Origin of the sequence: Mesorhizobium sp. BH1-1-5 (genome assembly GCF_020165615.1) — a bacterium.
GTDB lineage: Bacteria > Pseudomonadota > Alphaproteobacteria > Rhizobiales > Rhizobiaceae > Mesorhizobium.
On record NZ_JAIUIM010000010.1, the window covers coordinates 51,889 to 63,584 of the forward strand.

Here is an 11,696-nt window from a genome sequence, read left to right on the forward strand (position 1 = left end):
TTAGCGGCACCTTACAAATCCGTGAGTTGGAATCACGCTATCGTGAGGCTAAGCCTGTCCTCGATGGGCTTTCGATGACGATTCATTTTTGCCTCGGATAATGACCGGGGCACGGGGAAAGGACCGGGATGACCGACGTCTGCACTCAAGGACTGGACACCGGCTTTGTCGGCCTGGGTTATGCCAAGGTGGCATTTCTGGGCGTCGTGCAAGGCATCACGGAATTACTGCCGATCTCGTCCACGGCGCATATGCGCATCGTGCCGGCCGTGCTCGGCTGGCAGGATCCCGGCTCGGCCTTCTCCGCCGCCATGCAGTTGGCGGCGCTGGCGGCGGTGATCAGCTATTTCTGGAGCGATGTCAGGGACGTGCTGTTCGGCTCGCTGTCTGCAATCTCGCGCCGTGATTTCAGCGACCGCCATTTCCGCCTGGCGGCCAGCATCGTGCTTGCCACCGTCCCGATCGTCATTGCTGGCCTCGCGCTTTCCGGCGTGCTCAATGCCTGCAATTCGCCCTTGCGTGGGCTAGCCGTCATCGGCTGGGCCTGTATCGCCATGGCGATCCTTTTGGCGCTCGCCGAGATATTCGCCAGCCACAAGCTCATGCTGCGCCAGGCGTCGATCCTCGACGCGCTGCTGGTGGGCGTCGCCCAGGTCGGCGCGCTCATTCCCGGTGTCTCGCGCTCGGGCTCGACGCTGACGGCGGCGATGGGGCTGGGCTTTGCCCGGCCGGAGGCGGCGCGCCTGTCGTTCCTGCTCGGCCTGCCGGCCATAGCGCTCGCCGGACTGAAGGAGCTCTATGAACTGCACAAGGTGCATCTCGACGCGCATGGATGGTCGATTCTGGCCGTCGGCCTGATCGTCGCTTCGATCTCGGCTTTCTTCGCGATTTGGGGGCTGATGCGGGTGCTCGAGCGCTTCTCCGCCTGGCCGTTCGTCATCTATCGCGGCCTGCTCGGCGTGGTGCTGCTGATCGGCGTCGCGACCGGCTGGCTCACCTGAGGAATTCCAGGAAGGATGCCCAGCGGTTTTCTGTCCGTGAATGCGTGGGGACAAAGGCTCTAGAGGCCTTGACCGAATCCGCTATATCGACAGCTGACGCTCGGGTGCGCTGATGGATATTGTTACGCTTCTGCAGTCGGTTCCTGTGCTGGCCACGCTGGTGAAGTCGGCGTTGCCTGCCGCTGTTGGCGCAGGCATGGGCCTTGGCCAATGGCTGGCCGCGCTGCCGCCCTGCCGCAACCAGACTTTCGAGAACGCGGCCTACCTCGTCTGCGAGGCCGATCCGAAGCATTTCTCCATCGAGCTGTTCTGGAAGAACAAGGATGGCGACCTCTACCGGTCGCTGCACAATCTGCGCAGCGCGCAGCAGGCGACGGGGCGCACCCTGCTCTTCGGAATCAATGCCGGCATGTATCATCCGAACCTCGCGCCGGTCGGGCTCTATGTCGAACGCGGCGAGCAGATCACGCCAGCGAAGACCGGATCGGGATCCGGCAATTTCTCCATGCAGCCCAACGGCATCTTTTATCTCAGCGCAGGCAGGGCCGGTGTTCGCGCGACCAAGGATTACCTGAGGCGTCCGCCGCGGGTGGATTACGCCACGCAGTCCGGGCCGATGCTGGTCATCGACGGCAAGCTGCATCCGAAATTCCAGGCCGACGGCACCTCGCGAAAGATCCGCGATGGCGTCGGCGTGCGTGCCGACGGCGTCGCCGTCTTCGCGATCTCGGACGATGTCGTGACCTTCCATGAATTCGCGCGGCTGTTCCGCGACCAGCTCGGCTGCCCGAACGCGCTTTTCCTCGACGGTTCGATCTCGAGCCTCTACGCGCCCGGGATCGGCCGCAACGACGATTTCTGGAATCTCGGGCCGATGATCGGCGTGTTCAGGCGGTAGCCGACCGTCTTCGGCGTCTTCCCGAATCATCCGATCGCGCCAAAAGTAAATTTTGATTCAAACTTTGTTGGTAATTTCTCATTAGGAATGGGGGTTCCGGCGGCGCTGTTCCTGCCTTCGGTCTGTTTTGTTTTGCGTACAGGTCAAAGATGCGGATTTTTGGCGTCGTCAGTTTCGTGCTCGCATCGCTATGCCTTGCCGGCTGTTCGTCCACATCGGGCGTCGATGCCTTGCAGATGCCGTCCAACGAGATGACGAGCTCGGTCGTGCGGCCGAGCGCGCCGGTGTCGAAGGGCGTGAGGACCGCCGTGGCGGAAAGAACCGTCGAGACCGCGTCGATGTCGGGCGTGGCGCGCATCAAGCCGCCGGCGCCTTTGCTCGACGAGGATAATGCGAGCGCGAGCGACGAGAATTCGCGCCCATTCGGCCTCGCCGAGGAAGAGACGGTGAATTTCCCGGCGGCCGACTTGCCGGACAGCGTCGAGCCGCCGGTGCAGGAGGCAGCGCTCGTCTCGCCGCCGAAGCGGCTTTCGCGTGCGGCGCCTGCGATGCTTGCCAGTCCGGTCACCCGCTATGCGTTCCGCGACGCCAAGCCGATCAATTTCGGACGCTCTTCGCCTCGCCATCTTGCCGTGCACGGGGTCGACGTCTCGCGCTGGCAAGGCAACATCAACTGGGAGAAGCTGCGCGCCCAGGGCGCCAACTTCGCCTATATCAAGGCGACCGACGGCGGCGATCATCTCGACCCGATGTTCATGAAGAACTGGCGCAACGCCGACGCCGCCGGGCTGAAGCGCGGCGCCTATCATTTCTTCTACTGGTGCCGCACCGCCGGCGAGCAGGCCGACTGGTTCATCCGCAACGTGCCGAAGGTCGACGGCGCGCTGCCGCCGGTCATCGACGTCGAGTGGAATGGCGATTCCTCCTGCAAGCGGCGGCCTTCGCGCGAGAAGGTGCTGGAGAAGATGCAGGTGTTCATGGACAAGCTGGAGCGTCACTACGGCCAGCGCCCCGTCATCTACACCAGCCCCGATTTCTACCGCGACAATCTGCAGGGCGCCTTCCAGAACTATCCCTTCTGGCTGCGCGCGGTGGCGGCGCACCCGTCAAAAGTCTATCCGGGCCGCAAGTGGCTGTTCTGGCAGTATTCCGGCTCGGGCCTATCGCATGGCGTGAGCGGCCGCATCGACCTCAACGTCTTCCACGGCGACGAGCGGCAGTGGCGGGCGTGGCTGGGCGGTGGGCAGATGGTGGCCGACGCGGATTAGGCGCTTCTCCTTCTCCCCTTGTGGGAGAAGGTGGCCGCGCAGCGGCCGGATGAGGGGTGCTCCAGCTTGACGGAGACCTTTGCCGGCTTGGGGCGCTGCAGCAAAATCGCCAGCGTCTCACTCTGCTGGAACACCCCTCATCCGTCTCGGCGCTATCGCGCCGATCCACCTTCTCCCACAAGGGGAGAAGGAGAGGGCGCGCTTCATCCCTCGTTGATCATCGCCTCGATGTTGTAACCGTCGGGATCGAGCACGAAGCAGGCGTAGTAATGCTCGGCATAGTCCGGGCGCGGACCGGGCGCGCCAATGTCCGCTGCGCCCGCCTCGAGCGCCGCCCGGTGGAACGCATCGACCTCCGCCTTGCTCTTCACCCGGAAGGCGACATGCAGATGGGTGAGCGGCGGTGTCTCGCCCGTGCTCTGGATCTCGAACAGGCAGCCATTGCCGACGTCGAAGGCCCAGAAGATGCCTTCTTTGCCGAAGGCGAGGCTGTATCCCAAAGGCGTAACGCCTTTTCGTAGAAGAGTTTGCTCTTATCTAGGTTGCTCACTTCGATGGTGATGTGGTCGATCATGGTGACTCGATGGCCGATGCTTCGACGGTGCTGACAGCGAGATTACCGACGACGTGGCTTTGGAAGCTTGAGGTCAAAGTCAAATGCGTAGCGTTCGCTGGGATTTGTACCAGTACGGATCCAATCGTACGAATTATCGTATCTGCTAATAGGAGTTCCAGAATTGTACTCTGCCTCCCTCAAGGCTCGATACCTCAGCCCATCATCAATGTATGTCATTAGCTCAATGGCATCGATGTCTCCCATTTCTAAGAGACCCATGTCACTGCCGAAATGCTTCGCGCTAATCCATCGAAGCACCTCATGAATCGAAAGGATTGCTTTAGTTATCTTCCTACCGGTTGCAGAGACTAACTTATTCGCAACGCCCGTCGATTGCTCTAAGTCGTTATGAGCAATTCTCTTATCCCGCCACGTTCTAGCAAACGATGCTCTTCGGCTTGCTGTTTCGGCACGTTGCTTCAGTCTGCCTTTGTATCTTAATGGATCAAGTTCAACTAACGTCCAAACACTGAGGTTCCGTCGTTGCCCGGTTCCAGCAGTGTCGCTCAATCGGCAGATGCCCAACAAAACATGCTCAAGCAACACGCCCTGTATTGCATGCCAGAAGCTTCCGCCACTCTCATTTAGGAGATTAACTCGCTCTTGGCTGCCAAATAGCGCCTCATAGCGATCCCAGGACGATGACACTCGCCAAAGCTCTTGGCAACAATGGTAAAACGCAAGGCCATAGTCATTGCCTAGCACAGCTATATCGTTAGCAAGAGTTTCGGCCGCAGTTCGGTGTGTCATTGGAGAAGCCGAAGAGCCCCGACTTCTGTCGGAGCTCAGGGGTAACGAGAAGTTTCGATTTTATTATTGATCGGGCTTTCTCAGCTGCACCCGCTCGTCGATCCGCACGTGTCGCACTTCTCGCAGGTGCCGTTCCGCACCATGGTGAAGTTGTGGCACTCGGAGCATTCGTTGCCAGTGTAGCCCTGGAGAAGCGACTGCTGGCGCCTCGTCGCGGCGAGCTTCTTTGCCTCGGCGGCCTCGTTGGCGGCAGCGTCGGTGAAGAGGGCTTCGGCGCCGCCGGCGGCCTCGGCTTCTTCTTCCACCATGTCCTCGGCCAGTTCCCTGGCACGCTCCTCATAGTCGCGCTTGTAGGCGAGCGCCTCGTCGCTGGCCGGCTTCAGTGCCAGAACGTTGGAGCCGGCAAAGGCGGTTGGTGCGGCGCGGGCAGGGGCCGTGGTCGGAGCCGGGCCGCCGAAGCCCTTGGGCTCGGAACCCACGCCCGACACCAGCTTCACCGGCGAGGCGCCGCGATAGAGGCCCTTGGAGAAGGGCGTCGCCTTGCCTTCGGTGATGCCGCGGCCGAGCGCGGTCTTGTCGAAGTCCGACTGGTCGACATGGGCGAGGTCGTGGCGGCCGAGATAGGAGACCGCGAGCTCGCGGAACACGTAGTCGAGGATCGACGTGGCGTTCTTGATCGCGTCGTTGCCCTGCACTATGCCGGCCGGCTCGAACTTGGTGAAGGTGAAGGCCTCGACATATTCGTCGAGCGGCACGCCATATTGCAGGCCGAGCGAGATCGCGATGGCGAAGTTGTTCATCATAGCGCGGAAGGCGGCGCCTTCCTTGTGCATGTCGATGAAGATCTCGCCGAGGCGGCCGTCGTCGAACTCGCCGGTGCGCAGGTAGACCTTGTGGCCGCCGACGACTGCTTTCTGGGTGTAGCCCTTGCGGCGGTTCGGCAGTTTTTCGCGGTCGCGGTAGAGCCGCTCGATGACGCGCTCGACGATCTTTTCCGTCACCTGCACGGCGCGCTGCGCGGCGGGTGCGGCGATCAGCTGCTCGACCACCTCGTCCTCGTCTTCCTCGCCATCGGCGAGCAGCGAGGCATTGAGCGGCTGCGACAGTTTCGAGCCGTCGCGATAGAGCGCGTTGGCCTTCAGCGCCAGCTTCCACGACAGCATGTAGGCGTTCTTGGCATCCTCGACCGTCGCCTCGTTCGGCATGTTGATGGTCTTGGAGATGGCGCCCGAGATGAAGGGCTGTGCCGCGGCCATCATCAGGATGTGGCTGTTGATCGAGAGCGAGCGCTTGCCGATCTTGCCGCAAGGGCTGGCGCAGTCGAACACCGGCAGGTGTTCGGCCTTGAGGAAGGGCGCGCCTTCCAACGTCATCGCACCGCAGACATGGATGTTGGCGGCGTCGATGTCCTTCTTGGAGAAGCCGAGCGCCGGCAGCATCTCGAAGGAGATGTCGCCGAGCTGCTCGTCGGTGAAGCCGAGTGTCTCCTTCACCCAGTCGGCGCTCAGCGTCCACTGGTTGAACACGAACTTGATGTCGAAGGCCGACTTCAGCGCCGCGTTGAGCGCCGCGATCTTCTCATCGGTGAAGCCCTTGGCCTTGAGTGAGCCGGGGTTGATGCCGGGCGCCTGGTTCATGTTGCCGTGGCCGACGGCGTAGGCCTCGATCTCGGCGATCTGGCTTTCGGAGTAGCCCAGCGTGCGCAGCGCTTCCGGCACGGCACGGTTGATGATCTTGAAGTAGCCGCCGCCGGCGAGCTTCTTGAACTTCACCAGGGCGAAGTCGGGCTCGATGCCGGTGGTGTCGCAGTCCATGACCAGGCCGATCGTGCCGGTCGGCGCGATGACGGTCGCCTGCGCGTTGCGGTAGCCGTGCTCCTCGCCGAGCTCGATGGCGCGGTCCCAGGCGGCTTTGGCATGCTCGGCCAAAGCCTGCTGCTTCAGGTCGGAGGCGACCAGCGGCACCGGGTTGACGGCGAGCTTCTCGTAGCCGTCCTTGTCGCCATAGGCGGCGCGGCGGTGGTTGCGCATGACGCGCAGCATGTTCTGGGCGTTGCGGTCATAGTCAGGGAAGGCGCCGAGCTCGGAGGCCATTTCGGCCGATGTGGCATAGGCCATGCCGGTCATGATGGCGGTGAGCGCGGCGCAGATGGCGCGGCCCTCGTCGGAGTCGTAAGGAATGCCCGAGGTCATCAGCAGGCCGCCGATATTGGCGTAGCCGAGGCCGAGCGTGCGGTAATCATAGGAGAGCTTGGCGATCTCCTTGGACGGGAACTGCGCCATCATCACCGAGATTTCGAGCACGACGGTCCACAGCCGAACGGTGTGCTCGTAAGCGGCGATGTCGATCGTGCCGTCTTCGTTGCGGTAGGGCAAAAGGTTGATCGAGGCGAGGTTGCAGGCCGTGTCGTCGAGGAACATGTATTCCGAGCACGGGTTGGAGGCCCGGATCGCACCGGCGGAAGCGCAGGTGTGCCAGTCGTTCATCGTCGTGTTGAAGTGCAGTCCGGGATCGGCGGAAGCCCAGGCGGCATAGCCGATCTTTTCCCACAGGTCGCGCGCCTTCAGCGTCTTCAGCACCTTGCCGTCCTTGCGGGCGGTGAGCTGCCAGTCGCCATCGGCCTCGACGGCGCGCAGGAAATTGTCCTTCAGCGACACCGAATTGTTGGAATTCTGGCCGGAGACGGTGAGGTAGGCATCCGAATCCCAGTCGGTGTCGTAGGTATTGAACGACATCGAGGTGTAGCCCTGCTTGGCGAACTGGATGACGCGGTAGATGTAGTTCTCCGGCACGGCATCCTTCTTGGCCGCCTTGATCTCGCGCTTCAGCGCGGTGTTCAGCGCCGGGTCGAAGCAATCGTCGTCATGGCCTTCGCAATTGACGCAGGCCTTCATGATCGCTTCGAGGTGCTTCTTGACGATCTTCGAGCCGGTCACCAGCGAGGCGACCTTCTGCTCCTCATTGACCTTCCAGTCGATGAATTGCTCGATGTCGGGATGGTCGGCGTCGACGATGACCATCTTGGCGGCGCGGCGCGTCGTGCCGCCCGACTTGATGGCGCCGGCCGCGCGGTCGCCGATCTTGAGGAAGCTCATCAGGCCGGACGAGCGGCCGCCGCCGGAAAGCTTCTCGCCTTCGCCGCGCAGCATCGAGAAGTTCGAGCCGGTGCCGGAGCCGTATTTGAACAGGCGCGCCTCACGCACCCACAGGTCCATGATGCCGCCCTCGTTGACGAGGTCGTCCTGCACGCCCTGGATGAAGCAGGCATGCGGCTGCGGGTGCTCGTAGGAGGACTTCGACTTGGTCAGCTTGCCGGTGAAGGGGTCGACATAGAAATGGCCCTGGCTCGGACCGTCGATGCCATAGGCCCAGTGCAGGCCGGTGTTGAACCATTGCGGCGAGTTCGGCGCGACACGCTGGGTGGCGAGCATATAGGCGAGCTCGTCGCGGAAGGCGCGCGCGTCGTCCTCGGACTTGAAGTAGCCGCCCTTGTAGCCCCAGTAGGTCCAGGTGCCGGCAAGGCGGTCAAAGACCTGGCGGGCATCGGTTTCCGAACCGTAGCGCTCGGCCTCGGGCAATTTGGCGAGCTCGGCCTCGTCGGCGACGGAGCGCCACAGGAAGGACGGGACGCCGTTCTCCTCGACCTTCTTCAGCCGCGCCGGCACGCCGGCCTTGCGGAAATATTTTTGGGCCAGGATGTCGGCCGCGACCTGGCTGAACTGCGCCGGCACATCGATGTTGTCCAGGCGGAACACCACCGAGCCGTCCGGATTCTTGATCTCCGACAGGGCCTTGCGGAATTCGATTTCCGCATAAGCTGACTGGTCTGGCTTGGTGAAGCGACGCTCGATGCGCATTGGTCCGGTCCCTTTTGTCTATATATAGCGCTTTTCCCCGGGGATTTCTGCCCCGCTAGGCGAAAAGCGCAGTCCGCCGTTTGCCGGCATCACAGGCGACGCCGACACTCCTCGTCGCGGGCGCAGCCATGCAGACACGCAAACGCCTTTCCAGGCGCTTACCCAGGTTGCAGGCCGACCCGCGGGTCCCTCGAAACTGAAACTTTTGTCGATTCCCTCCGTAGAGGGAGGTTCACACTATCTAGCGTCTAGCCTGCCTGCAAACACTAAATATAGTGTTAACAGATCATTTTTTCCAGGCCGACAATTCTCCCTTTCGCCCACCCAAGTCCTAACGATCCCAACGCTTCCGCCAGCCTCGTGAACAGGCGGAAATCCGGGCAAAACGCACAAAATCCGGGAAAAAAGACCGGCCTCGAAACTCTCCGGTCGCGCCCGCAACACAAGCGCATGGCCTATAAAAAGCGACTCGGTCTGACCCGTCAAGGATTCGTTTGTATAGGTTTTGTGACCCCAACATCTTGTGTGTCACATATGTGGATAACGGGGACATTAGAAGCCAGGGTTTGTGGGCGCTTGACGCCATTTGTCAGGCCGCCGCGAAGCGTGTCGGGCCAGCGGCTTTTCATTTTAGCTGGCTTGCACTATCTGTTGCGTTCGCGCGGGGGCGCGCCTTGTCAACACCAAAAGCATCCGTTACGCCCCGCTCATGACAGTTACCGTACGTTTTGCCCCATCGCCGACCGGCCGCATCCATATCGGCAATGCGCGCACCGCGCTGTTCAACTGGCTTTTCGCCATGAACAACAAGGGCCGTTTCATCCAGCGCTTCGACGACACCGACATTGCCCGCTCGAAGCAGGAATATGCCGATTCCATTCTCTACGACCTGCATTGGCTGGGCATCTTCCCGGATATCACCGAATACCAGTCGCGCCGCTTCGAGATCTACGACGCGGCGGTCGAGCGGCTGAAGGCGGCGCGGGTGCTCTATCCCTGCTACGAGACGCCGGAAGAGCTCGACCTGCGCCGCAAGGTGCGCCGCACGCGCGGCCTGCCGCCGGTGTACGGCCGCGAGGCGTTGACGCTGACGCCCGAGCAGGTGGCTGAATACCAGTCGGATGGACGCAAGCCGCATTGGCGCTTCCTGCTGCCCAACTTCACCAGCGATCCGCTGCAGCCCGAACGGACCGAGGTGCACTGGAACGACCTCGTGCGCGGCGAGGAGACCGTCGATCTCGCCTCGCTGTCGGATCCTGTGCTGGTGCGCGAGGACGGCACCTATCTCTACACGCTGCCTTCGGTGGTCGACGACATCGAGATGGGCATCAGCCATGTCATCCGCGGCGACGACCATGTCACCAACACCGGGGTGCAGATCGCCATCGTCAAGGCGCTCGGCGCCGAGCCGCCGGTCTTCGGCCACCACAATCTGCTCACCACCGTCTCAGGCGAGGGGCTGTCGAAGCGCACCGGCGCGCTGTCGATCGAAAGCCTGCGCGAGGACGGCATCGAGCCGATGGCGGTCGCGTCGCTGGCCGTGCTCGTCGGCACGTCGGAGAATGTCACCGCCGCGCACGACCTCAACGAGCTTGCCGGCCATTTCGACCCGGCGGCGACGTCGAAGTCGGCCTCCAAATTCGACCCGGACGAGCTTTTCGTGCTCAACCGCACGCTGATGCATCACATGTCGTTCGAGGAAGCGCGCGACCGGCTGATCGTGCTTGGTATTTCCGGCGACAAGGCCGAGCCGTTCTGGACGGCGGTCCGCGGCAATCTCGACCGTCTGTCGGACGCGGTCGCCTGGTGGCGTATCGTGGGCGAAGGCCCGCAGGAGCCGGCCGAATTTTCCGGCGAGGACCGCGATTTCCTCGATCAGGCTTTCGAACTGCTGCCGGAGGAGCCGTGGAACGGCACGGTCTGGAAGGACTGGACCGGCAAGATCAGGGAAGCGACCGGGCGCAAAGGCAAGCCGCTGTTCATGCCGCTGAGGCTCGCCCTTACCGGGCGGACTTCGGGGCCGGAGCTTTCAGATCTATTGCCGCTGATGGGTCGGGAAGGAACGCTGGCCCGACGACCCTGACCTTGCGCTGATCCGGCGGCAGCGCCGAGACCGGAGACACCGGCACCTTGGTGGTCAGCCGCTTGATCGCTTCCTGGTCGAGTCCGCCTTCGGCATTGGCGATCGTTTCGGGATCGGCGCCTGGATCAGGCTTGGCCGCCGGCACGGGAATGAAAGGCGCCGCCTCGCCGTCCGGCTGCGACTGTTCCGGATTGGGCGGGTTGCCGCCGATGATCGTGAAATTTCCATTGCCGGCTTGCGCGTTGCAGCCGCAGCTCGGCGGCCGCGAATAATTGGCCTGCTTGTAGAGATAGGCGGTCGGCAGCTCGCTGTAGGGTTGACCGGTGACCGAGGAGGTCATCGACTCAGAATCGTCGTCCATTCCACGTGAATAGAAGACCTGCATCTCAGTGCCCGGGCAGCTCGATTCGCAATTCTTCTGGTCGCGCTCGAAGTCGCCGATGGAAGCCGCGTTGGACATCGGGAAGAAATAGCCGTCGCAGGTGCGCACGCACATGGTGCGGAACTCGCCGCCCAGTCGCGGCAGGTCCATGCCGTCCGGCTGGTTGATGACGCGGCGGATGCTGCGCTCGCCGGGATCATCCGAAGGCACCTCCGCAGCGTCCGGGACATCGGGCGTTTCGAGCTGCTCGTCCTGGCGGCCGAAAAGCTGCTCGAACAGATTGCCGCCATTGTCGCGGGCCGCCTCCCGAAACGGGGCGCGTCGCGGCGCGATCTCGTCGTCGCGGCAACCATTGGCATCGAGCGACGCCAGGATACGGCTGCGGTCGCGCCGCGTGCCGCCGGCGGCGAGCCGCTCGCGCTTGGCCTGCAATGTGTCGAGATTGGCGTTCATGCGCTGGATCGAGGCATTGATCGCCGCGCATTGGCTGACATTGCGCGAAAACAGCGTGAAGCCGCAATTGGCGTCGCTCGCCCGGCCGCGGGCCTTGGCAAGCTGCTCGCGCTGGCGCTGGATGGCATCGTCATATTTGCGCACGATGCCTGGTCCGCCGCCGCCACCGCGTGTCGCGGCGAGTTCGGCTTCGAGCTGCCTGCAAGCGCGGGAGGCCGCCTGGGATTGGGTCACGGCGACGGCCGAGCCTGCAAGCGCTGCAAGCAGCGCGAACAGGTGGGTCAGCTTCAGCCCCAAGCCTTTCATCCGAAACCCCAATAGCCCGCCCAAATCGCTTGATCGACCCGAAGCTACCCGGCCGTGGTTAATCGACTATGCCAGAGTCGGC

Annotated in this window: 6 protein-coding genes and 3 pseudogenes; 5 read left to right on the forward strand and 4 right to left on the reverse strand. The window is 62.8% G+C overall.

Features of this window, described 5'->3' with window-relative positions; genetic code table 11:
- Positions 1 to 128 precede the first annotated feature (128 nt).
- The 4 genes and pseudogenes from LB572_RS15170 to LB572_RS15180 all read left to right on the forward strand — a co-directional run.
- Positions 129 to 1,001, forward strand: a complete 873-nt coding sequence (locus tag LB572_RS15170; protein WP_224668272.1) for an undecaprenyl-diphosphate phosphatase — start codon at positions 129 to 131, stop codon at positions 999 to 1,001.
- 112 nt (positions 1,002 to 1,113) lie between these two features.
- A complete protein-coding gene (locus LB572_RS15175; RefSeq protein WP_224668273.1) occupies positions 1,114 to 1,899 on the forward strand; it encodes a phosphodiester glycosidase family protein in 786 nt (261 codons plus the stop codon).
- A gap of 149 nt (positions 1,900 to 2,048) precedes the next feature.
- A pseudogene (locus LB572_RS34710) lies at positions 2,049 to 2,187 on the forward strand (muramidase); the annotation flags it as partial.
- 119 nt (positions 2,188 to 2,306) lie between these two features.
- A pseudogene (locus LB572_RS15180) lies at positions 2,307 to 3,167 on the forward strand (GH25 family lysozyme); the annotation flags it as partial.
- 203 nt (positions 3,168 to 3,370) lie between these two features.
- Here LB572_RS15180 and LB572_RS15185 read toward each other — a convergent pair.
- From LB572_RS15185 to LB572_RS15195, 3 genes and pseudogenes are all read right to left on the reverse strand, one after another.
- Positions 3,371 to 3,741 (reverse strand): annotated as a pseudogene (locus LB572_RS15185) (VOC family protein).
- 42 nt (positions 3,742 to 3,783) lie between these two features.
- Positions 3,784 to 4,533: a hypothetical protein gene (locus LB572_RS34715; protein WP_224668275.1), complete on the reverse strand. Its 750-nt coding sequence runs from the start codon at positions 4,531 to 4,533 to the stop codon at positions 3,784 to 3,786.
- Between the two features lie 80 nt (positions 4,534 to 4,613).
- Positions 4,614 to 8,390, reverse strand: a complete 3,777-nt coding sequence (locus LB572_RS15195; RefSeq protein WP_224668276.1) for a vitamin B12-dependent ribonucleotide reductase — start codon at positions 8,388 to 8,390, stop codon at positions 4,614 to 4,616.
- Between the two features lie 709 nt (positions 8,391 to 9,099).
- Here LB572_RS15195 and gltX point away from each other — a divergent pair.
- Complete coding sequence (gltX, locus tag LB572_RS15200) at positions 9,100 to 10,473, forward strand: glutamate--tRNA ligase (RefSeq protein ID WP_224668277.1); 1,374 nt, start codon at positions 9,100 to 9,102, stop codon at positions 10,471 to 10,473.
- Here the strand turns inward: gltX and LB572_RS15205 are convergent.
- Positions 10,391 to 11,614, reverse strand: coding sequence for a DUF2865 domain-containing protein (locus LB572_RS15205; RefSeq protein ID WP_224668278.1), 1,224 nt, complete (start codon positions 11,612 to 11,614; stop codon positions 10,391 to 10,393). The genes gltX and LB572_RS15205 overlap by 83 nt on opposite strands.
- Positions 11,615 to 11,696: the final 82 nt, after the last annotated feature.

Coding starts and splice junctions, on each gene's coding strand:
- LB572_RS15170 (WP_224668272.1), top strand. CDS start 129: ATGACCGACGTCTGCACTCAAGGACTGGACACCGGCTTTGTCGGCCTG.
- LB572_RS15175 (WP_224668273.1), top strand. CDS start 1,114: ATGGATATTGTTACGCTTCTGCAGTCGGTTCCTGTGCTGGCCACGCTG.
- LB572_RS34715 (WP_224668275.1), bottom strand. CDS start 4,533: ATGACACACCGAACTGCGGCCGAAACTCTTGCTAACGATATAGCTGTG.
- LB572_RS15195 (WP_224668276.1), bottom strand. CDS start 8,390: ATGCGCATCGAGCGTCGCTTCACCAAGCCAGACCAGTCAGCTTATGCG.
- gltX (WP_224668277.1), top strand. CDS start 9,100: ATGACAGTTACCGTACGTTTTGCCCCATCGCCGACCGGCCGCATCCAT.
- LB572_RS15205 (WP_224668278.1), bottom strand. CDS start 11,614: ATGAAAGGCTTGGGGCTGAAGCTGACCCACCTGTTCGCGCTGCTTGCA.